This window comes from Streptomyces sp. NBC_00376, from assembly GCF_036077095.1.
Taxonomy (GTDB): Bacteria; Actinomycetota; Actinomycetes; order Streptomycetales; family Streptomycetaceae; genus Streptomyces.
The window spans coordinates 4,813,395-4,834,596 of the sequence record NZ_CP107960.1 but is presented as its reverse complement, the minus strand read 5'-3'; the positions used below and the strand labels follow the sequence as shown (position 1 = coordinate 4,834,596).

The window sequence follows — 21,202 nt, the reverse complement described above, 5'->3', positions numbered from 1 at the left end:
GCTGTGAGAAAAGACTGTTCTTCGGACGGTACCCCAGCATTGTCACCCGCGACTGCCGGGGACGTCTGTCAAAACCCGCCTTCGAAAGCTCAACGGCGGGAATCCCCTGAAAGGTTCCCGCCGTCGGCTCCGGTCGGTCCGGGCACCGCCGGGGCCGGGCGAAGGGCTCCGGGCGGAGGTCAGCCCCCGTAGACGTGCGGGGCGAGGGTGCCGACGAAGGGGAGGTTGCGGTACTTCTCGGCGTAGTCGAGCCCGTAGCCGACGACGAACTCGTTGGGGATGTCGAAACCGACCCACTTGCAGTCGAGCGCGACCTTGGCCGCGTCCGGCTTGCGCAGGAGGGTGCAGATCTCCAGGGAGGCGGGCTCCCGCGAGCCGAGGTTCGACATCAGCCACGACAGCGTCAGGCCCGAGTCGATGATGTCCTCGACGATCAGGACGTGCTTGCCCTTGATGTCGGTGTCCAGGTCCTTCAGGATCCGGACCACTCCGGAGGACTGGGTGCCGGCGCCGTACGACGAGACGGCCATCCAGTCCATGGTGACGGGGGTGGACAGCGCGCGCGCCAGGTCCGCCATCACCATCACTGCGCCCTTGAGGACGCCGACGATGAGCAGGTCCTTGCCCGCGTACTCCGCGTCGATCTTCGCGGCCAGCTCGACGAGCTTCGCGTCGATCTCTTCCTTGGTGAGGAGCACCGACTGAAGGTCGGTGCCCATGTCCTTCTCGTTCACCCGCGTCTCTTTCTCTGCCTGCCGGGTCCGGGGTGTTGCCCCCGCACCTGCGCGGCCGCTCGCCTGCATGTCAGCCGCTTGTGCTTCAGCTCTGCCGAATCACCAGTCTGCCACCCTGCCGCATGGCTTCGACGCGTCCGGGCAGGTTGATGGCGCGCTGGCCCCGCCAGCCGGTGATCAGGCGGTCGACTTCCTCGATGTGCCGGGCGAAGAGCGAACCGGCCGGGGAACCGGCCTCCATGGCGGCCCGGCGCAGGACCCGGCGACGCACGGCGGGCGGCAGCGCGAACAGCTTGGCGCACTCCAGACGGCCCGCGTCGTCCCGCGCGGCACGGTCGGCCTCGGCGGCCCAGGTGTCCAGCGCGTCGGCGTCGTCGCGGGAGAGCTGCGCGGTACGGGCCAGGGCCTCGACGACTCCTTTGCCCAGCGCCTTCTCCAGGGCGGGCAGGCCCTCGTGGCGCAGCCGGGAGCGGGTGTAGGCGGGGTCGATGTTGTGCGGGTCGTCCCAGACGGGCAGCGACTGGACGAGGCACGCCTTGCGGGCGGTCTGCCGGTCGAGCTGGAGGAAGGGGCGGCGGTAGCGGCCGGCCGGTCCGGACGCGGCGGCCATGCCGGAGAGCGAGCGGATGCCGGAGCCGCGGGCGAGGCCGAGCAGCACCGTCTCCGCCTGGTCGTCACGGGTGTGTCCGAGCAGGACGGCGGCGGCGCCGTGCCGCTCCGCCGCCGCGTCCAGGGCGGCGTAGCGGGCGTCCCGGGCCGCGGCCTCGGGACCTCCTTCGTGGCCGACCTGCACGGCGACGGACTCGACCGGGTCGAGGCGCAGGTCGGTGAGGCGGTCCACGACCTCGGCGGCCCGCTCGTCGGAGCCGTCCTGGAGGCCGTGGTCGACGGTGATTCCGCCGGCCCGGACGGCGAGTTTGGGGGCCTCGAAGGCGAGGGCCGAGGCGAGGGCCATGGAGTCGGCGCCGCCGGAGCATGCCACCAGCACCAGCGGGGTGTCGGGGCGCTCGGGGAGTGCGGCGCGCTGCCTGCCCGCACCGGCTTCGGCGAGCTCGGGGTGCGGGGTGCGCCGGGTGAGGTCGGCGCTTCGGATGTGATCGGTGAGTACGTCGTGGAGTACGCGGCGGACCGCCAGGCGTATCGCCGCGACCGCAGGATGGGGACCCATGTCCGGTGCCCTTCATGGAGGTTCGGTGAGGTGCCTCGGAGCGGCGGACGGGAAGTGTGCCGTCACTCAGAGTGCGTCGATGGTGACAGAGGCAAGCCGTCCATCGAGCATTGCACGCCTTCCCATGCCCCTACGGTCCCTCGGATGGGTGATTACCGGCGCGTTCTCATCCTGCCGTCCGCCGTCGGACCGCCCATGATCAGGACTCTGCCTTACGGTGCACCCTCGCGATCCAGTCCGCGGGCTTCGCGATCTCCGCCTTGGTGGGCAGGGTGTTCGGCGAGGTCCAGACCCGGTTGAAGCCGTCCATGCCGACCTCGTCGACCACGGCCCGGACGAACCGTTCGCCGTCGCGGTACTGGCGCAGCTTGGAGTCGAGGCCGAGGAGCTTGCGCAGCGCCTGGTCGAGGCGGCCGGCGCCGCGCGCCCTGCGCTGCTGGAACTTCTCGCGGATCTCGCCGACGGAGGAGACCACCTCGGGGCCGACGCCGTCCATCACGTAGTCGGCGTGGCCTTCGAGCAGGGACATCACGGCGGTGAGCCGGCCGAGGATCTCGCGCTGGGAGGGCGTCTGGACGAGTTCGACCAGGCTGCGGCCGCCGTCCTCGCCCTCCTCGCCCTCGGGGCGCCCTCCGGCCAGGGACTGGGCTGCCTCGCGGAGCCGTTCCAGCACGGTCATCGGGTCGATGTCGGTCTCGTCGAGGAATGACTGGATCTCGCCCTGGAGGTGGTCGCGGAGCCAGGGCACGCCGGTGAACTGGGTGCGGTGGGTCTCCTCGTGGAGCGCGACCCAGAGCCGGAAGTCGTGCGGGTCGACCTCCAGTTCACGCTCGACGTGGACGATGTTCGGGGCGACGAGCAGCAGCCTGCCGCCGCCGTCGGCCGAGGCCGGGAGCTCGCGGGTGGCCGGGGCGAACGTCTCGTACTGGCCGAGGACGCGGGAGGCCAGGAACGACAGCAGCATCCCGACCTCGACGCCGGTGACCTTGCCGCCGACGGCGCCGAGCACCGCGCCGCCGGGGCCGCCCGCGCGCCGGTCCTGCATCTTCCCCAGCAGCGGGCGGAGCAGTTCGCGGAAGCCCGCGACATTGGCCTTGATCCAGCCGGCCCGGTCCACGACCAGGACCGGGGTGTCCTCCGGCCGGGTCCCCTCCGGGATCATCCGGGTGAAGGAACGGACGTGCTCCTCCGCGGCCTTGGCATGCCGGCGCAGTTCCGCGACGACCTCGCGGGCCTCCTCGCGGCTGATCTCCGGCCCCGGCCGCACAAGTCGGGTCGCGGTCGCGACCGCGAGATTCCAGTCGACCATCTCGGCACCACCGATGCTCGTCATGCGTCAACCGTACGTGCTCGGGTCGGTCCGCGGTGTGGTGTTGACCGGCTCAGCGGGGGACGGTGCTCAGGGCTGTGGCAAGGGCGTCGAGGGCGGACTGGGCTTCGGACGGGGAGGTCGTGCCGGAGGCCAGGAAGGCGAAGGCGAGCAGCCGGCCCTGGCGGTCGACGACCGTTCCCGCGAGGGTGTTCACGCCGGTGAGGGTGCCGGTCTTGGCGCGGATCAGGCCGGTGCCCGCGGATTTCCCGGTGAAGCGGTCGCTGAGCGTGCCGCTGAAACCGGCGACCGGGAGGCCGGTGAGAACCGGGCGGAGTTCGGGGTGGTCGGGGTCGGCCGCGCGGGCGAGGAGGCCGGCCAGCAGTCCGGCGGTGACCTTGTCCTTGCGGTTCAGTCCGCTGCCGTCGGCGAGGTCGGCGCCCTTCAGCGGCAGGCCGAGCTTCTTGAGCTGCGCGGTGACGGCCCGTCGGCCGCCCGCGAAGTCGGCCGGTTCGCCGGCGGCGAGGGCGGTCTGCCTGGCGAGTGCTTCGGCGATGTCGTTGTCACTGTTGGTCAGGGCCCGTTCGACCAGGGCGGAGAGCGGGACGGAGCGGTGTTCGGCGACCTTCCGGGACCCGGCGGCCGGGCGGCCGGGCTTCGGCTTCGCCGCGGTGTCGATCCCGGCGTCGTGGAGGAGCTTCGCGAAGGTACGGGCGGTGTCCCCGGCCGGGTCGTCGCTGCGCGGGGCGGGTCCGCTCGCGGAGTTGTCGAGTCTGCCCTCGTCGGTCATCAGGGCGCTGACGGGCGCGATGTTCTCGTTGGGGCCGATCGGGTGCCTGGCCGGCCCGGAGTAGCGGGAGGTGTCGTACGTGAGGCGGGCCTTGCCGACGCCCCGGTCCTTCAGGGAGCGGGCGGTGTCGGTGGCCAGCCTGCGCAGGGCGGCCTTGTCGAGGGTGGGGTCGCCGCCGCCGACCAGGGTGATGGACCGGAGGTCGGCGGACGCCCGGACCTCGGTGGCGATGCGGTGGTCGGGGCCGAGGGCACCGAGGGCGGCGACCGCGGTGGCGATCTTGACGGTGGAGGCCGGCGTCATGGGGGTGCCGGCGCCCTGGCCGTACAGCCGCTCGCCGGTGGCGGTGTCGATGACGACGGCGGCGCGCCGGTCGCCCAGGGCGGAGTCCTTCAGCAGCGGGCCGAGGGCGGCGCGGAGGGCGGCGGCTGCACCGTTCGGGGTGGTGCGGGCGTCCGGGGCGGCGTTGTCGACGGCGGCGGAGAGGGCGGCCAGAACGGCCGGGGCGCTGGGTGCGGGGGCCGGTCCGGACGGCGCGGCGGGCTCGTGATGTGCGCCACCTGTACGGTTCCGGGCGGCGGCCCAGTCGATCTCGGCCTTACGCTGACCCGAGTCCCAGGGGCCGGCGGCAAGGACGGCGCCGGCTGCGAGCGCCAGGCCGAGGCCGGCGGAGACGGCGGTGAACTGCCGGTCGTTCAGTCCCTTCAACCTGATCACGGCGGCCCCGAGGGTGCGCCTGCTCAGCTTGTACAGCGGGTTGACCGACGGTCTTTTCACCGGCTCGTCCACCGTTGACCAGCCCCTTTCGCGAGCACACATCTGCGTGGGGGACACTTAATCACCAGTCGTATGTGTTGATCATGGAGGAGCCACCCGTGGAGTTCGACGTCGTTATCGAGATCCCGAAGGGTTCGCGGAACAAGTACGAGGTGGACCACGAGACCGGTCGGATCCGCCTGGACCGTCGACTCTTCACCTCGACCAGCTACCCGGCGGACTACGGCTTCGTCGAGAACACCCTCGGCGAGGACGGCGACCCGCTGGACGCGCTGGTCATCCTGGAGGAGCCGACCTTCCCCGGCTGCCTCATCAAGTGCCGCGCCATCGGCATGTTCCGGATGACGGACGAGGCCGGCGGCGACGACAAGCTGCTGTGCGTGCCGGCCTCCGACCCCCGGGTGGAGCACCTGCGCGACATCCACCACGTGTCGGAGTTCGACCGCCTGGAGATCCAGCACTTCTTCGAGGTCTACAAGGACCTGGAGCCCGGCAAGTCGGTCGAGGGCGCCGACTGGGTCGGCCGCGCCGAGGCCGAGGCCGAGATCGAGGCCTCCTACAAGCGCCTCGAGGCGCAGGGCGGCGCGCACTGACCCGAGGGTCGTGGCCGGATTCCGGCCGAGGTACGTGACACGGTTCCGTTTCCACGGTTCCGGACCGGGAACGGGCGGTACTCCTCATCGCGGAGTGCCGCCCGTTCCGCGTGTCTGCCGCGATCCGTGTGCCGTCTGCTCCGCGGGTCCGCCGCGATCCGTGCAGCGCCCGTTCCGCGTGTCCGCCGCGATCCGCGTGTCGCCTGCTCCGCGGGTCCGCCGCGATCCGCGTGGAGCCCTCCTGGCGTCCGCGCCGCGTCCCGTGGCCATACTGGGCACAGGTGCGACCGATGGCGCGCAGCCGAGAGGAACGAGGTCGAGTGGTGGCGGAACAGGGCGGTCCGGAGGACCAGAAGCCCCAGTCCGACGAGGCACGCAGCGCCTTCACCCCGCCGGCCGGGGTGGACCGGCGCGCGTCCGCGCCCGACGACGAGCATCCGACATCGGAGTTCGCTATTCCGGCCGGTCTGACGGCCGAGCCCCAGGGGCCGGGAACGGGTTCCGCTTCGGGGTCCGCCCCGGGGTCCGGTTCGGGTTCGGAGACGATCGGTTCGGCCTTCGCACCGCCGCGCACCTACAGCGCCCAGCACTCGCCGCCCGCCTTCACCCCGGCCCACGGCAGCCCGATGATCCGGCTGACCAAGGAGGCCCCCTGGCAGGACCGGATGCGCACGATGCTGCGGATGCCGGTCGCCGAGCGCCCGGCGCCCGAGACGGTGCAGAAGGCCGACGAGGCGGGGCCCGCGGTGCCCCGCGTGCTCGACCTGACGCTGCGTATCGGGGAGCTGCTGCTGGCGGGCGGCGAGGGCGCCGAGGACGTCGAGGCGGCCATGTTCGCGGTGACCCGCAGCTACGGCCTGGACCGCTGCGAGCCCACGGTCACCTTCACCCTGCTGTCCATCTCGCACCAGCCGTCGCTGGTCGACGACCCGGTGACGTCGAGCCGTACCGTACGCCGCCGCGCCACCGACTACACCCGGCTGGCCGCGGTCTTCCGGCTCATCGACGACATCACCACCGAGGACGTCGAGGTCTCGCTGGAGGAGGCCTACCGGCGGCTGGCGGAGATCCGGCGCAACCGGCACCCGTACTCCGGCTGGGTGCTCACGCTGGCCGCCGGCGGGCTCGCGGGGGCGGCGTCGGTGCTGCTCGGCGGTGGTCCGCTGGTGTTCCTGGTGGCGGCGGTCGGCGCAATGCTCGGCGACCGGCTCGCCTGGCTCTGTGCCGGGCGTGGGCTGCCGGAGTTCTACCAGTTCGTGGCTGCTGCGATGCCGCCGGCCGCGCTGGGGGTGGCGCTGACCCTGACCCACTGGTCGGATCTGCAGCCGTCCGCGGTCATCACCGGTGGGCTGTTCGCGCTGCTGCCGGGGCGGGCCCTGGTGGCGGGGGTGCAGGACGGGCTGACCGGTTTCTACATCACCGCGGCCGCGCGACTGCTCGAAGTCATGTACCTGTTCATCGGCATCGTCGTCGGTGTGCTGCTGGTGCTGTATCTGGGGCTCCAGCTGGGCGCCCAGCTGAACCCCGAGGCCAGGTTCGTCGCCCCTGACCGGCCGGTGGTGCAGATCCTGGCGTCGATGGCGCTCTGTTTCGCCTTCGCGATCCTGCTCCAGCAGGACCGGTCCACGGTGCTGGCGGTGACCCTCAACGGCGGTGTGGCCTGGGTGATCTACGGGGCGATGGCCCGCACCGGCAATATCTCGCCGGTGGCGGCGACGGCGACGGCGGCCGGTCTGGTGGGGCTGTTCGGGCAGCTGCTCTCGCGCTACCGGTACACCTCGTCGCTGCCGTTCATCACGGCGGCGATCGGCCCGCTGCTGCCCGGTTCGGCCACGTACTTCGGTCTGCTGGCCGTGGCCCAGGGGCGGGTGAACGCCGGGCTCTCCTCGCTGTCGACCGCGGTGGCCACGGCGCTGGCCATCGCGATCGGGGTGAACCTGGGGAGCGAGATCTCCCGGCTGTTCATGCGGGTGCCGGGTGCGGTCGGCGGGGCGGGCCGCCGCGCGGCCAAACGGACGCGCGGCTTCTGAGCCCCGCGGCGGCCGGGGCGTACGTCAGCGCTTGGCGTGCCGGCCGCGCTGGCCCGAGGACGGGCTGCCGCCGGCGGACGGGCCGGGGCCCTCGCCGCCGGACGCCGCTTCCTTCTTCGACTTGGAGCGGGCCCGCAGGAACTCGATCGCGATCGGCACCACCGAGATGAGCACGATCAGGATGAGGATCGCCTCGATGTTCTCGTGGACGAAGTCGATCTTGCCGAGGGCCGAGCCGAGCAGCGTGACGCCGACGCCCCAGAGGACTCCGCCGATGATGTTGAACACGATGAACGAGCGGTAGTTCATCCGGCTCACACCGGCGATGATCGGTGTGAACGTACGCACCACGGGCACGAAGCGGGCCAGGATCAGCGACTTCGGGCCGTACTTCTCGAAGAAGTCGTGCGCCTTCTCGACGTTCTCCTGCTTGAACAGGCGGGAGTCCGGGCGCTTGAAGAGCGAGGGGCCGACCTTGCGGCCGAAGAGATAGCCCACCTGGTCGCCGATGATCGCCGCCAGCGCCACCAGGAGGCAGACCAGCCAGAGCGGGGTCTTCAGCTGGCCGGTGGTCACCAGCAGACCCGTGGTGAACAGGAGCGAGTCGCCGGGGAGGAAGAAGCCGATCAGCAGTCCGGACTCGGCGAACACGATGAGGAGGACGCCGGGAAGCCCGAAGGTGTTGATCAGATAGTCCGGGTCCAGCCAGCTCGGGCCGAGCGCAAGCGTATTCAAGGGTCCGGGGCTCCTGGATCGATCGATGGCGGCTGCGTGGCCGCCCAAAGCTATCAACGCAGGATGACACCCCCGGGTTCCAGATGGCCCCCGCGAGGACACCCACCGGCCCGTCCGGGGATGCACACCGGGCCAACCGGGACAAAGCTGGCCCCCAGGAGGTGCCACACGATGGGCATTGAGGATTACGGCGGCGGGCAGACGGAGCGGTCGGAAGTCCTGGTCGTCACCACGAACGACGTGCCGGGCCACCAGGTGACGCAGGTGATCGGTGAGGTGTTCGGCCTGACCGTACGCTCCCGTCACCTCGGCAGCCAGATCGGCGCCGGGCTGAAGTCCATGATCGGCGGCGAGCTGAAGGGGCTGACCAAGACGCTGGTCGAGACCCGCAACCAGGCGATGGAGCGGCTCGTCGAGCAGGCGAAGGCCCGGGGCGCCAACGCGGTGCTGATGATGCGCTTCGACGTGACCGAGGCGGCCGACGTGGGCACGGAGGTGTGCGCGTACGGAACCGCGGTCGTGATCAGCCGGAGCTGAGCGGGCACGGCCACGGGAGCGAGGACGCCCCCGCCCGGCGTCCCCGCCCCCTGGCGGTCACTCCAGGCGTCGGGCGTTGGCTTCGATCGCGTCCCGCAGGTGCTCGGCCAGGCCCGGCCGCATCGAGTCGTAGAACGCGCGGAACCGCTCGTCGGACACGTACATCTCACCGAGCCCCCGGTGCATCTCGGCGGAGCACTCGTAGAACCACTTGCCGATGTGCAGCCGGTGGGCCTCGGCCAGCTCCATCGCCCGCTCGCCGGTGGCCGGCTCCCCGGCCTCCATCAGCGCGTCGTAGGCGGCGCCCCATTCGGCGACCTCCGCCTGCATCCGCTTCCAGTCGTCCTTGGTGTACCGGGTCGCCCGGCGCTGCGACTCGGCGTATTCGGCGGTGCCGCCCCAACGGGCTTCGGCCTCCTCCGCGTGCTCCTCGGGGTCCTTGCCCCCGAAGACCTCGAACTTCTCCTCGGGCGTGAGGTTGATGCCCATCTTCCGTGCCTCCAGTGCTGTTTCGACGCCGTCGGCCATCCTTCTCAGCTCGGCGATCCGGTCGGAGAGCAGCCGGTGCTGGCGCCGCAGATGCTCCTGCGGGTCCGCCCGCGGATCGTCGAGCAGTACCGCGATCTCGTCGAGCGGGAAGCCGAGTTCCCGGTAGAACAGGATCTGCTGGAGCCGGTCGAGATCGCCGTCGTCGTAGCGGCGGTGCCCGGCCCGGCTGCGCGCGCTGGGCGAGAGCAGTCCGATGCCGTCGTAGTGGTGCAGGGTGCGCACCGTGACTCCGGCGAATCCGGCGACCTGTCCCACGGAGTAATCCATGGCTCCTTCGCTCCCTTCTTCGCTCGGGTACGTCCCGAGCCTGGGCCCTGACGTGACGTGAGGTGCAAGCCCGAATTGCCGCCACTCCGACACCCCCAGAAGGGTTATGTGCCTTTTACGCCGTTATGGTGATCCGGTGGCCACCGAATCCTCCACCCTCGCCGGACCCGCCCCCGAACCCACCCCCGTACAGCGCCTGCTGCCCGTCATCGTGCCCGCGCTGGCCGTCGGGGTCCTCTCCGCCCTCGTCCTGCTCGGCATCAGCCTGCTCGCGGAAAAGCTTCAAGGCGTGCTCTGGGAGACACTCCCGGACGCGCTCTCCGTCGGCCGCTACTCCGCGCTCTGGATGATCGTGATGCTCACCGCGAGCGGGCTGGCGGTCGGCCTGCTCGTCCGGGCGGTGCCCGGTCACGCGGGTCCCGACCCGGCGACCACCGGGCTGGTCGATCCGCCGCTGGCGCCGGTCGTGGTGCCGGGGCTGCTGCTCGTCACGGTCCTCACCCTGGCGGGCGGGGTCAGCCTCGGTCCGGAGAATCCGATCACGGCCGCCAACATCGCGCTGGCCTGCTGGCTCGGCCGCCGCCTCATGCCCGGCACACCAGTGGCACTCTGGCTCTCGCTCGCCGCGGCCGGCACCATCGGGGCGCTCTTCGGCACCCCGGTCGCCGCCGCGCTGATCCTCTCCGAGATCCTCGCCTCGCGCGCCGAGCCGGGCGCGCTCTGGGACCGCCTCTTCGGCCCGCTCGCGGCGGGCACCGCGGGCGCGCTCACCATGACGCTGCTGGCCCACCCCAGCTTCGACCTGGCACTGCCGTCCTACGACCGGCCGCACTGGGGCGACCTGCCCTCCTCCATCGTCATCACCCTGGCCGGGGCGGTGCTCGGCATGCTGACGGTGTACGCGTTCCCGCACGCGCACCGGCTCTTCCGGGCCCTGAGGCATCCGGTCCTGGCGCTGACCGCGGGCGGGCTGCTGCTCGGTCTGCTGGGTGCGCTGGGCGGCCATCTCACCCTGTTCAAGGGGCTCGACGAGGTGAAGGAGCTCGCCGCCGACCCGGGCGGCCACTCGGCCTGGCAGTTCGCGCTCATGGCTCTGGTGAAGGCGGCCGCGCTGGTGATCGCGGCGAGCTGCGGCTTCCGGGGCGGGCGGATCTTCCCCGCCGTCTTCGTGGGCGTCGCGCTGGGACTCAGCGCACACGCCCTGGTCACCTCGGTGCCGGTGGCGCTGGCGGTGACCTGCGGGGTGCTGGGGGTGCTGCTGGCGATCACCCGGCAGGGCTGGCTGAGCCTGTTCACCGCCGCGGTGCTGGTCGGCGACGCGGGCGTGCTGCCGATCCTGTGCATCGCCTCGCTGCCCGCCTGGCTGCTGGTGACCGGGCGGCCGCAGATGCAGCTGCACGAGGACGGTACGCCGCTGAAGTGAGCCGTCGGGGTCGGGACGGACAAAGGGTGCGCGGTCGAAGCGCCGAATGACCGGCTCTTCCGTATCGTCGCATCCGTACGCATTCCTCCCGCAAGGCCCCTGCCTGCCGGGTCCGTACGGATGCGTCCCATCAGCTTGCCGGAGGTTCGCGCAATGCCCACGCCCGTCAACGTCGCCGTCATCTACTACTCGTCGACCGGAACCGTCGCCACGATCGCCAAGGCCATCGCGCAGTACGCCGAGAAGGCCGGTGCCGAGGTGCGGCTGCGCAAGGCCCGTGAGCTCGCCCCGCAGGCGGCCATCGACTCCAACCCGGCCTGGGCGGCCAACGCGAAGGCCACCGCCGACGTCACCGAGGTCTCGCCCGACGACATGATCTGGGCGGACGCCGTGGTCCTCGGTACGCCGACCCGGTTCGGCAACGTGAGCGCCCAGCTCAAGCAGTTCCTCGACACCCTCGGCGGCCACTGGCAGGCGGGCCACCTCGCGGACAAGGTCTACAGCGGCTTCACCTCCACCAGCACCGCCCACGGCGGCCAGGAGTCCACGCTGCTCGCGCTCTACAACACGATCCACCACTTCGGCGGCATCCTGGTCGCCCCCGGCTACACGGACCCGTCGAAGTACGTCGACGGCAATCCGTACGGCACCTCGCACGTGGCCGGCCAGGGCGACATCCCGGTCGGCGAGCAGACCCTGACCGCCGCCCGGGTCCAGGCCGAGCGGGTCGTGAAGTTCACCCGGGCCATCAAGGACGGCCTCGCCGCCGAGAGCTGAAAGGGCTCCCCGATGCCTCTCCACAAGGGCTCGTCCCAGAGGACGGAACCGTCCGAAGCCCGCCGCAGACTCGCCCTCAACCCGTTCTACGGGGAGGCGGACCCGGCCGCCGGCATGGAGTCGGCGCCGCCCCGGCACCGGCTGCCCGACGGGCCGATGCCTCCGTCGACCGCGTACGGCCTGGTCCACGACGAGCTGATGCTCGACGGCAACTCACGGCTCAACCTCGCCACCTTCGTCACCACCTGGATGGAGCCCCAGGCCGGGGTGCTGATGGGCGAGTGCCGCGACAAGAACATGATCGACAAGGACGAGTACCCGCGCACGGCCGAGCTGGAGCGGCGCTGCGTGGCGATGCTCGCCGACCTCTGGAACGCCCCCGACCCCTCGGCGGTCGTGGGCTGTTCGACGACCGGCTCCAGCGAGGCCTGCATGCTCGCCGGGCTGGCGCTGAAGCGCCGCTGGGCGGCCCGGAACGCCGACCGCTATCCGGCGGCCGCCCGGCCGAACCTGGTCATGGGCATCAATGTGCAGGTCTGCTGGGACAAGTTCTGCAACTTCTGGGAGGTCGAGCCCCGGCTGGTCCCGATGGAGGGCGACCGCTTCCACCTCGACCCGCAGGCCGCGGCCGACCTCTGCGACGAAAACACCATCGGCGCCGTCGGCATCCTCGGCTCCACCTTCGACGGTTCGTACGAGCCGGTCGCGGAGCTGTGCGCGGCGCTGGACGCCCTCCAGGAACGCACCGGCCTCGACATCCCCGTCCACGTGGACGGGGCCTCCGGGGCGATGGTGGCGCCGTTCCTGGACGAGGACCTGGTGTGGGACTTCCGGCAGCCGAGGGTGGCCTCCATCAACACCTCCGGGCACAAGTACGGCCTGGTCTACCCGGGCGTCGGCTGGGTGCTGTGGCGCACGCCCGCCGACCTGCCCGAGGAACTGGTCTTCCGGGTCAACTACCTGGGCGGCGACATGCCGACCTTCGCGCTGAACTTCTCCCGGCCGGGTGCGCAGGTGGTGGCGCAGTACTACACCTTCCTGCGGCTGGGCCGAGAGGGCTACCGGGCCGTCCAGCAGGCGTCCCGGGACGTGGCCTGCGGGCTCGCGAAACGGATCGAGGAGATCGGCGACTTCCGGCTCCTCACCCGGGGCGACCAGCTGCCCGTGCTCGCACTGACGACCGCGCCGGACGTGGAGGCCTTCGACGTCTTCGACGTGTCGCGGCGGCTGCGCGAACAGGGCTGGCGGGTACCGGCGTACACCTTCCCCGCCAACCGGCAGGACCTGTCGGTGCTGCGGGTGGTGTGCCGCAACGGCTTCTCGTCGGACCTCGCCGAACTGCTGCTGGAGGACCTCGGGCTGGTCCTTCCCGACCTGCGCCGCCAGCCGCATCCGATGAGCCGCGACCGGCAGATGGCTACGTCGTTCCACCACTGAGACGCCGTCCACCACTGGGCGGAGTCAGTGCCCCGTCGCGTAAGGGTTTTTTTGCCCTTCGGCGAGCACCCCGACGAAGGGCTCGCCCTCCCCCGCGAAGGTGTACGCCCCGCCCTCGATACGAGCGATCAGCCCGCGCGTCCACTCGGCCCCGGCGTCCGCCGAGTGGACCCACATGTTCATGATCTCGCCGATGTGGCCGATCGACTGGGGCCCGGCCTCCGGCGTGTAGTACTCCGTGACCGTGGCCCGCCACGCCTCAAGGCCCGCGACCCGCTCCTTGAGCAGCGCGACCGCCTCGGCCCGCTCCAGGTCGACCATGCCGCCGAGGGCCGCCGACAGCACGTCCGGCTTCTGGTCGTACGAGGTCAGCGCAGCTCGCAGCAGCGTGAAGTACTCCTCGTCGCCCCGCTCGGTGATCTCGTACTCGGTACGGGGCGGGCCGCCCGCCGTGCTCGGCGCGGTCTCGTGGGCGAGCAGCAGCCCCTGCTTCGCCATCTGCTTCAGCGCGTGATAGACCGAGCCGGGTTTGGCGTTCGACCACTCGTGCGCGCCCCAGTACTCCAGGTCGTTGCGGACCTGGTAGCCGTGCGCCCGGCCGTGCTGGCGGACGGCGCACAGGACCAGCAGCCGGATCGCGGACATCTCACGCACCCCTTCTGCTCAACTTTGATCAGAGTAGCCCCCCGCCTCGGCGGCCAGCTCCAGCGCGGTGCGGCCGTCCAGGGACTCCCGGATGATGTCGGCGTGCCCGGCGTGCCGGGCGATCTCCTCCACGAGGTGGGCCAGCAGCCACCGCATCGAGACCCGCCCGTCCTTCGGGAACCAGGGCGCCTCGGGCAGCGGGAAGGTGTCGCTCAGGTCGGGCACCGAGCGGATGAACTCCTCCTCCTCGGCCACGACGCCGTCCCAGAACTTCAGCACCTGCTCCACCGTCTCGTCGCCGACGAGCCGGAAGCTGTCCGCCCAGGTGTCCTGGGTGCGGGCGTTCTCGTTCGGCTGCTGCTGGGCCATCCGCAGCCAGTTCAGCTCGGTCTCGGCGACATGCTTGAGCAGTCCGGACAGGGAGAGTTCGCTGGCGCTGGGGCGGCTCGCCGCCTGCTCCTCGGTCAGCCCGAACAGCGAGCGCCGGATCGCACCGCGCTGGGCCTCGACGAAGGAGAGGAGCATGCCGCGCTCGTCGCCGGAAGCTTCTGCGGGAACGTGAGTGACCATGGTGTCCGCCTTGATGATCCGTGCCGGTTCTTCCTGACACCGACCAAGCTACGGACCCTTGCGGTCAGCCACGGTCCTCAACTCGCGGCGTTCAGAAGGGGAACCCGCTCCGGCCGTGCTGGATCGAGATCCACTTCTGGGTGGTGAAGGCGTCGACGGTCGCCTCGCCGTTCAGCCGGCCGAGCCCGGAGGACTTCTCGCCGCCGAACGCCACCAGCGGATCGTCCTGGATGGTCGAGCCGTTGACGTGGAACATGCCGCTGACGACGCGCCGCGCGAACCGCACCCCGCGTTCGGTGCTGCGGGTGTGCACGGCGCCGCTCAGCCCGTACGGGGTGTCGTTGGCGATGCGTACGGCCTCGTCCTCGCCGTCGAACGTCATCAGCAGCGCCACCGGACCGAATATCTCCTGGGACAGCAGCGGGGAGCCTTCGGGGAGCCCGGCGAGCACGGTCGGCTCCACGAGGTTGCCACGGGTCCGGCCCCGGACCAGTGCGGTGGCTCCTTCGGCGATCGCCTGGTCGACCAGGGCGGTCAGGGCGTCGGCCTGGAAGGTGTTGATGACCGGGCCGATCCGGGTCTCCGGTTCGCGCGGGTCACCGGTCCTCAGCGCGGCCACCGCGGCGGTGAACCTCTCGGTGAACTCCCGCTCGACGCGGCGGTCCACCAGGATCCTGTTGGCGGCCATGCAGACCTGCCCCTGGTAGACGAAGCGGCTGTGCACTGCGGCGTCGACCGCGCAGCCGATGTCCGCGTCCTCCAGCACCACCAGGGGGCTGTTGCCGCTGAGTTCGAGGATCGTCCGCTTGAAGTGCCCGGCCGCGACGGCGCCGACATGGCGGCCGACCCGGTCCGATCCCGCGAACGAGATCACCTTGGGCACGGGGTGCTCGATGAACGCGTCACCGATCTCGGCGACATCGGTGATCACGATGTTCAGCAGCCCGGCGGGCAGTCCGGCGTCCTCGAAGATCTTCGCGATCAGCGTGCCGCCGACGACCGGGGCGTTCTGGTTGGGCTTGACGACGACCGCGTTGCCGAGCGCGAGGGCCGGTGCGACGGACTTCATCGCCACCAGGAAGGGAAAGTTGAAGGGGCTGATCACGCCGACGACGCCGACGGGCAGCCGGTAGAGACGGTTCTCCTTGCCGTCCGCCAGGGCGGGCAGCAGGGCGCCCGGCGGACGCAGCGTCTGACGGATCGCGTCGCGCAGGAATTCCTCGGCGACCCGGACCTCGTACTCCGCCTTGACCCGGGTGCCACCGAGTTCGTCGATGATCGCGTCGACTATTTCCTCGTGCAGTTCGCCGGTGATGCGCAGTGCGCGTTCCAGGATTTCGCGGCGCTCGTACGGTCCGGTGGTGGCCCAGGTCCGCTGGGCGCGCTCCGCGGCGCGGTAGGCCAGGTCGATCTCCTGCGCGGTGGCAATGGTGATCGCGGCGAGTTTCTCCCCGTTGTAGGGGTTGAAATCGATGATGTCCCACGAGCCGGTTCCGGTCCGCCACTCACCGTCGATGTATTGGTCGGCCAGCTCGTAGAAGAAGGACATGCAGATCCCTTGATTCAGGTGCAGACTCCCGTCGAACCGTCATCGTACTTACGAATCAGGTGAGTTGGAGTAGACCACGGAGCAGATCGCGGCTCTCCTCGGGGCCCGGACTGTCCTCGTGGAGCCGCACCATGGCCTTTTCGTACTGCGCGACTTCTTCGGCCTTGTCCAGATAGAGCGCACTTGTCAGCTGCTCCAAATAGACAATGTCCGACAGATCGGATTCCGGGAATCGCAGCATCGTAAAAGAACCGCTCTCGCCGGCATGCCCGCCAAAACTGAAGGGCATCACCTGGAGAGTGACGTTGGGCTGTTCCGACATTTCGATCAGATGCCGCAATTGCCCACGCATCACTTCGCGGTCACCGTAGGGGCGGCGCAGTGCGGCCTCGTCCAGTACGGCATGGAGATGGGGTGCGCGTTCGGAGACGAGGGCCTTCTGGCGTTCCAGCCGCAGCGCGACCCGGCGGTCGATCTCGACGGCGGGCGCGGCGCCCATGCCCCGGGAGACGACCGCGTGTGCGTACGCCTCGGTCTGCAACAGGCCATGGACGAACTGGACTTCGTACACCCGGATGAGGGATGCCGCTCCCTCCAGTCCGATGTACGTCTGGAACCAGCCGGGCAGCACATCTCCGTAACTGTGCCACCAGCCCGCCACGTTGGCCTCACGGGCCAGGCCGAGCAGAGCGTCCCGCTCCGCCTCGTCCGTGACTCCGTAGAGCGTGAGCAGGTCCTCGACGTCCCTGGCCTTGAAGCTCACCCGTCCCAACTCCATGCGGCTGATCTTCGATTCGGAGGCCCGGATGGAGTAGCCGGCCGCCTCACGGGTGATGCCGCGCGAGTCGCGCAGCCGCCTGAGCTGCGAGCCCAGCAGGATGCGCCGCACCACAGATCCACTCGACTCGCCTGCCGCCACTGGCCCGGTCCTCCCCATCGCTTCCCTGGCATCGGGGCTCCCCCTGACCCCAAGTGCCGGATTCTGCCATCAAAACGCTTCAGCCCGTACTCATTCGATTACGGAAATGAGAAGCCTTCCAGAGAGCTGTGAAAATACACGCAGGAAGAAATGACCAAGAACCGGCACGGGGTCGGACAGGTCAGGCGCGTGCACGTGCATCTGCCCTTGCATCTGCCCAACGCATTGGGAACCATGGGGCTCGCGCACCTGCGTGCTCGTTCGTGTTGTGCCGCTGTACCCCCCGCAGTACTGATACAGCCGCGAATCCCGGGAGTGCCTCGCATGGGGACGAATGGATCGACGATGCTCGAGCCGTTACGGCAGGGGCTTCCCCCCATCGATCCCTCAGCCGTCTCCGGCTCGGCCACCTGCACACTGCCCGCCCGCTACGAAGCCGTGGGCGGGGCAAGGCGGTTCACCCGGACGACGCTGAACGGATGGGGAATGGCCGAGCGTTTCGACGACGTCGCGCTGGTGGTCTCCGAACTCGTCACCAACGCCCTGCGCCACGCCCTGCCCTCGGACATCTCCGCTCCGGAGCCCCAGGACCCGCCGGTACGGCTGCACTTGATGCGCTGGAGCTCACGGCTGGTGTGCGCGGTGCGCGATCCCAGCCGGGAGAGCCCGGTCGCCTCCGAGGCACCGGACTGCGCGGAATCCGGCCGCGGTCTCTTCCTCGTGGAGTCCTTCAGCGACTCATGGGGCTGGCACCCCGCCCCGGAGGCGGAGAGTCCGAACACCCCGGCGGCATCGCGCGGCAAGGTGGTCTGGGCGCTGTTCCGGCTCTCCGACGGCATGTGACCCGCCCGGCCGCGACGAGCGGCCGGCGGTCCGGGCCGGACACCGGCCCGCGGGAAGTGGTCTGCCGCCTGCCACGAGGCGGCCAGTCGCCTGCTGCTAGGCGGTCGGCCACCCGTTGCGAGGTGGTCTGCCGCCTGCCACGAGGCGGCCAGTCGCCTGCTGCGAGGCGGTCGGCCACCCGTTGCGAGGTGGTCAGCCGCGCTCTGCGAAGTGGTCGGCCACCGTCCGTGAAGTGGTCACCCACCCACTGTGAGGCGGTCAGCCGCCCGCTATGAGGTGGTCGAACTCCCCGTCCTTCACCCCGAGCAGCAGTGCCTCTATCTCGGCCGGCGTATAGACCAGCGCCGGCCCGTCGGGGTGGCGCGAATTCCGCATCGCCACATCTCCGTCGGGCAGTTTCGCGAACTCCACGCAGGAACCCTGGGAGTTGCTGTGTCTGCTCTTCTGCCAGACGACTCCGCGAAGCTCTGTGGCCGCCATGCCGTTGTACACGTGGTGCACAGGACGCTCCCCGAGTTGCAAGGTGCAAGTGTCAACTGTCTCGGATCATAGCTCTGTTCAAATATTGCTGCATGCGCAGATGCATGTGCCGATGCACGTGCACGCGGGGTGTTCTCGCGATTACAGCTTTACTCCGATCCTTGCTCCGTATGGACAGACGCACGGAACGCCGTTTCGGCTGCGTCTACCCCCGGTCGATCTCTCCATCTCGGCGGAACGCGCTGATAACTTGGCTCGGTCTTTCGTCAACAAGGGGGAATTACAGATGCACGGAGCCGTACGGACCGGCGCGGCGATCGCCGCCGGAATCCTCTGCACCGCGGCACTGACCAGCTGCAGCAGCGACAGCGAAAAGAGCGACGAACGGGGCGGCTCCACCGCCTCGGACCAGCCCGGCCGCCAGGCCGACGAAACCAGCGGGTCCGGGACCGACGCCGCTGCGCTGGAAGGCGGTTGGGCCGGAAAGACCGACGGCAAGGCGGTCGTCCTGTCGGTGGCGTCGGGGAAGGCCGTGCTCGTCACCGAACAGCATGCCTGCACGGGCACCGCGCAGGGCGCGGGCAAGGTGACGCTCACGCTGAAGTGCGTCGACAGCGGCGACGACCGCACCTCGGGGTCCGTCGACTCCAACGACGGCAAGACCGTCGTGGTTTCCTGGGACAGCGGGGTCAAGGACACTCTGGCCAAGACCGACCCGGGTGCCCTGCCGTCCGGCCTGCCGGACCTGGCCGACCTGCCGACCACTGCCCCCTGACGGCCGCCGCCCGGCCTCAATCCGCCTTGCCTCCAGGCGATTTCTGCTTCGTCCCGGATTCGGACCTTCCGTCCAGCCCCCGGGAGAAATCCTCCAGGGCTTCGAGGAGCAGGTGAGCCCCTTCCCGCACGAAGGGGTCCGCCTCGCCCTCGTCCGTGCGCTGCCGCGCGTCCCACTCCGCCAGCGCCTCGCGTACCTCGGACCAGTCCGGCACCCGCCGCTCCCGCACCGCCTTCGCCCCCTGTTCGGTGGCCTGGCGCAGCGCCTCAGCCAGGTGTGCCGCGTCCGGTACGGGGGCGGCTCCGCCACCCGGGAGGTGGGCCTCCAGCAGCATCGCGGCCCGGCCCAGCTGGGCGAGCGCGTGCTGGGTGTCGTCGGCGGCGGAGCGCGAGAGGCCGCGGTTGCGCACCGGTTCGTGCTGGGCGGCGGCCAGCGCCTCCTGCCAGGCGACCCGGGCCTCACGGGTGTCGAGCAGTGCGGATCGCACGTCGTCGTGGCCGCGCTCGGCCGGTTCGGCGTACTGGTCGACGACCGAGGCCGCGTACCGCCCGTCCGCCTTCAGCCAGTCACCGAGCCTGCCGCGGAGCCGCGGGGTCTCCCAGGCCGGGTAGAGGGCGTACGAGGCCATCGCGAGGAGGCCGCCCGCGAGGGTGAGGACGACGCGTTCGAGCACGGTCTGCGACCAGTTGTCGCCCGCCATGCCGAGCAGGAAGACGACGTACGCCGAGACGCAGGCCTGGCCGACCACATACCCCGTGCCCATCAGCAGGTACATCAGCAGGGCGCAGAGCACGGAGAGCGCCGCGGCCGTGGTCACCCCGGGGTGGGCGGTCTGCACGATCGCGGTGGCGAGCGAGACGCCGACGATCGTGCCGCCGAACCGGGCCACGGACCGCGCGTACGTCTGGGAGAACTCCGGCCGCATGACCATGACGGCGGCCATCGGCGCCCAGTAGCCGTGGCCGAACGGCAGCACGGTGCCGATGAGATAGCCGCCGGCCGCGACGACGGAGACCCGGACGGCGTGCCTCAGGATCGGTGAACCCGGGCGCAGCTCCGCGCGCATCGCCGCCAGCACGACGGGGACCAGCCGGAGCAGGGTGGGGCGGCGGCGGTGCGGGGCGGCGGGGGTCCCGTCCGCGGGTGCCTCGATGGCCTCGGCGGCCGCCTCGGCCTTGGCTTCCTGCTCCTTCGTGCCCTCGCCCTCGGCTGTTTCGATGACGTCGGAGAGCAGTGCGCCGAGCCGGTCGGCGGCGCGGAGCGGTGGGCCGGTGAGGAGCGTTCCGGTGTCCGGGGTCTTCAGCGCGGCGACGGCGGACGGGGCGAGCTCGACCGGGTTGCCGTGGCGGATCGCGCGGGCCGCCGAGTCGAGCACCGATCCGGCGGCGGCGAGCAGCTCGCGGACGCGCTCCCGTTCCGGTCCCTCGGACGGCACCCCCAGGGACGGGTCGGCGAGCGAGGCGAGCACCGGCCTGATCCGTTCGGCGACCCCTCGGGAGCCCCGCAGCTCGGGCGGCCGGCGGCGGGCCTGGCGCGGGGTGACCGCGGCCGCCTTGCGGGCCGTCATCAACGGCACCGGGTCGAACGGGGCGAGCGGGTCGTGGCGCAGCCGGCGGGCGTAGTCGGCCTCGGCGGCCAGCGCGTCGGCGAGGGCGTCGCGCTGGGCGCCCCATCTGCGTACCGGGAACAGGACGATCAGCGCCGCCTGCACGATCCCGCCGAACAGGATCATCACGGCATGCACGGCCGAGTTGGCGACGGAGGTGGGCAGGGTGACCGTGACCAGCATGATCGCCACGTTCGACGCCGCGATGATGCCGGCGGTCGGGCCCGCCGCCCAGGCCAGGCCCGCGACGAAGGTCCAGAGCACCAGCAGGGCGAGGAACAGCACGAGCCGGGAGCCGGTGAGATAGCCGAGGAACGTCGACACGGCGAGGCTCGCCCCGGAGACCAGGGCGAGGACGGGCCGGGGACGCCAGCTGCGCTGGAAGGTGGCGATGGCCGCCTGGAACGCGCCGAACGCGGAGCTCGCGGCGACGACCGGCCCGAAGAACGCGAGGCTGATCCCGATGACGAGGGCGAGACCGGCCGCGCCCCGGATCGCGATGAGCGGTTCGAGACGCCGCCGCTCGATCGACAGCCCCGAGCGGGCGGTCTCCTTCAGCGCCCGGAGCCAGCTCATGCCCAGAGCCTAACCGGAATTAGCGTTTAGCCCGAGTTGCCCCGGAATCTGATCGTGGGGGCGGTCCCTGCCTCCGCCTGCGATCGCCGGGGCGGCACTGCCTGCCCCTCTGC

The 21,202-nt window shown here is 70.9% G+C and carries 20 protein-coding genes; 8 read left to right on the top strand and 12 right to left on the bottom strand.

The genetic code is table 11. From position 1 onward, the window contains the following. Positions 1 to 179: 179 nt before the first annotated feature. The 4 genes from hpt to dacB form a co-directional block, all read right to left on the bottom strand. Positions 180 to 719 (bottom strand): hypoxanthine phosphoribosyltransferase, encoded by a 540-nt coding sequence (gene hpt, locus OG842_RS21860; protein ID WP_072487175.1) that lies wholly within the window; start codon positions 717 to 719, stop codon positions 180 to 182. Between the two features lie 100 nt (positions 720 to 819). After that, a complete protein-coding gene (tilS, locus tag OG842_RS21855) occupies positions 820 to 1,902 on the bottom strand; it encodes a tRNA lysidine(34) synthetase TilS (protein WP_266731874.1) in 1,083 nt (360 codons plus the stop codon). Positions 1,903 to 2,101: 199 nt separating this feature from the next. Next, positions 2,102 to 3,235 (bottom strand): zinc-dependent metalloprotease, encoded by a 1,134-nt coding sequence (locus tag OG842_RS21850; RefSeq protein ID WP_266731872.1) that lies wholly within the window; start codon positions 3,233 to 3,235, stop codon positions 2,102 to 2,104. Between the two features lie 49 nt (positions 3,236 to 3,284). Next, positions 3,285 to 4,790: a D-alanyl-D-alanine carboxypeptidase/D-alanyl-D-alanine endopeptidase gene (dacB, locus tag OG842_RS21845; RefSeq protein WP_401875049.1), complete on the bottom strand. Its 1,506-nt coding sequence runs from the start codon at positions 4,788 to 4,790 to the stop codon at positions 3,285 to 3,287. Positions 4,791 to 4,876: 86 nt separating this feature from the next. On the opposite strand from dacB, the gene OG842_RS21840 reads away from it, so the two are divergent. Further along, complete coding sequence (locus OG842_RS21840; protein WP_031090989.1) at positions 4,877 to 5,371, top strand: inorganic diphosphatase; 495 nt, start codon at positions 4,877 to 4,879, stop codon at positions 5,369 to 5,371. Between the two features lie 320 nt (positions 5,372 to 5,691). Beyond that, a complete protein-coding gene (locus OG842_RS21835; protein ID WP_266733736.1) occupies positions 5,692 to 7,401 on the top strand; it encodes a threonine/serine ThrE exporter family protein in 1,710 nt (569 codons plus the stop codon). A gap of 24 nt (positions 7,402 to 7,425) precedes the next feature. On the opposite strand, the gene OG842_RS21830 is transcribed toward OG842_RS21835, so the two are convergent. Beyond that, positions 7,426 to 8,136, bottom strand: a complete 711-nt coding sequence (locus OG842_RS21830; RefSeq protein ID WP_266731868.1) for a DedA family protein — start codon at positions 8,134 to 8,136, stop codon at positions 7,426 to 7,428. Between the two features lie 171 nt (positions 8,137 to 8,307). Here OG842_RS21830 and OG842_RS21825 point away from each other — a divergent pair, with 171 nt between their 5' ends. Further along, positions 8,308 to 8,673 (top strand): YbjQ family protein, encoded by a 366-nt coding sequence (locus OG842_RS21825; RefSeq protein WP_266731866.1) that lies wholly within the window; start codon positions 8,308 to 8,310, stop codon positions 8,671 to 8,673. Between the two features lie 57 nt (positions 8,674 to 8,730). On the opposite strand, the gene OG842_RS21820 is transcribed toward OG842_RS21825, so the two are convergent. Then, positions 8,731 to 9,489, bottom strand: a complete 759-nt coding sequence (locus tag OG842_RS21820; protein WP_266731864.1) for a MerR family transcriptional regulator — start codon at positions 9,487 to 9,489, stop codon at positions 8,731 to 8,733. 136 nt (positions 9,490 to 9,625) lie between these two features. Here OG842_RS21820 and OG842_RS21815 point away from each other — a divergent pair, with 136 nt between their 5' ends. The 3 genes from OG842_RS21815 (at position 9,626) to OG842_RS21805 (ending at position 13,126) form a co-directional block, all read left to right on the top strand. Continuing rightward, positions 9,626 to 10,912: an ion channel protein gene (locus tag OG842_RS21815; protein ID WP_266731863.1), complete on the top strand. Its 1,287-nt coding sequence runs from the start codon at positions 9,626 to 9,628 to the stop codon at positions 10,910 to 10,912. A 153-nt stretch (positions 10,913 to 11,065) separates the two neighbouring features. Continuing rightward, a complete protein-coding gene (gene wrbA / locus OG842_RS21810; RefSeq protein ID WP_266731862.1) occupies positions 11,066 to 11,689 on the top strand; it encodes an NAD(P)H:quinone oxidoreductase in 624 nt (207 codons plus the stop codon). 12 nt (positions 11,690 to 11,701) lie between these two features. After that, positions 11,702 to 13,126, top strand: a complete 1,425-nt coding sequence (locus OG842_RS21805; protein ID WP_266731861.1) for a glutamate decarboxylase — start codon at positions 11,702 to 11,704, stop codon at positions 13,124 to 13,126. A 24-nt stretch (positions 13,127 to 13,150) separates the two neighbouring features. Here the strand turns inward: OG842_RS21805 and OG842_RS21800 are convergent, their stop codons facing one another. The 4 genes from OG842_RS21800 to OG842_RS21785 all read right to left on the bottom strand — a co-directional run bounded on the left by OG842_RS21800 (position 13,151) and on the right by OG842_RS21785 (position 16,827). After that, positions 13,151 to 13,771: a PadR family transcriptional regulator gene (locus OG842_RS21800; RefSeq protein ID WP_266731859.1), complete on the bottom strand. Its 621-nt coding sequence runs from the start codon at positions 13,769 to 13,771 to the stop codon at positions 13,151 to 13,153. 18 nt (positions 13,772 to 13,789) lie between these two features. Beyond that, positions 13,790 to 14,341, bottom strand: coding sequence for a DinB family protein (locus OG842_RS21795; RefSeq protein WP_266731858.1), 552 nt, complete (start codon positions 14,339 to 14,341; stop codon positions 13,790 to 13,792). 91 nt (positions 14,342 to 14,432) lie between these two features. Further along, positions 14,433 to 15,890, bottom strand: coding sequence for an aldehyde dehydrogenase family protein (locus OG842_RS21790; RefSeq protein WP_266731857.1), 1,458 nt, complete (start codon positions 15,888 to 15,890; stop codon positions 14,433 to 14,435). 55 nt (positions 15,891 to 15,945) lie between these two features. Continuing rightward, complete coding sequence (locus OG842_RS21785; RefSeq protein WP_266731855.1) at positions 15,946 to 16,827, bottom strand: helix-turn-helix domain-containing protein; 882 nt, start codon at positions 16,825 to 16,827, stop codon at positions 15,946 to 15,948. A 327-nt stretch (positions 16,828 to 17,154) separates the two neighbouring features. Between OG842_RS21785 and OG842_RS21780 the strand changes: the two genes are divergently transcribed. Further along, positions 17,155 to 17,652 (top strand): ATP-binding protein, encoded by a 498-nt coding sequence (locus OG842_RS21780; RefSeq protein WP_266731853.1) that lies wholly within the window; start codon positions 17,155 to 17,157, stop codon positions 17,650 to 17,652. Positions 17,653 to 17,910: 258 nt separating this feature from the next. Here the strand turns inward: OG842_RS21780 and OG842_RS21775 are convergent, their stop codons facing one another. Next, positions 17,911 to 18,153, bottom strand: coding sequence for a DUF397 domain-containing protein (locus tag OG842_RS21775; protein ID WP_037690973.1), 243 nt, complete (start codon positions 18,151 to 18,153; stop codon positions 17,911 to 17,913). Between the two features lie 265 nt (positions 18,154 to 18,418). Between OG842_RS21775 and OG842_RS21770 the strand changes: the two genes are divergently transcribed. Then, the gene (locus OG842_RS21770; protein ID WP_266731850.1) at positions 18,419 to 18,907 is read left to right on the top strand and encodes a hypothetical protein; all 489 of its coding nucleotides are present in this window, start codon (positions 18,419 to 18,421) and stop codon (positions 18,905 to 18,907) included. A gap of 16 nt (positions 18,908 to 18,923) precedes the next feature. Here OG842_RS21770 and OG842_RS21765 read toward each other — a convergent pair whose 3' ends face one another. Further along, the gene (locus tag OG842_RS21765) at positions 18,924 to 21,089 is read right to left on the bottom strand and encodes an FUSC family protein (RefSeq protein WP_266731849.1); all 2,166 of its coding nucleotides are present in this window, start codon (positions 21,087 to 21,089) and stop codon (positions 18,924 to 18,926) included. Between the last annotated feature and the right edge of the window lie 113 nt (positions 21,090 to 21,202).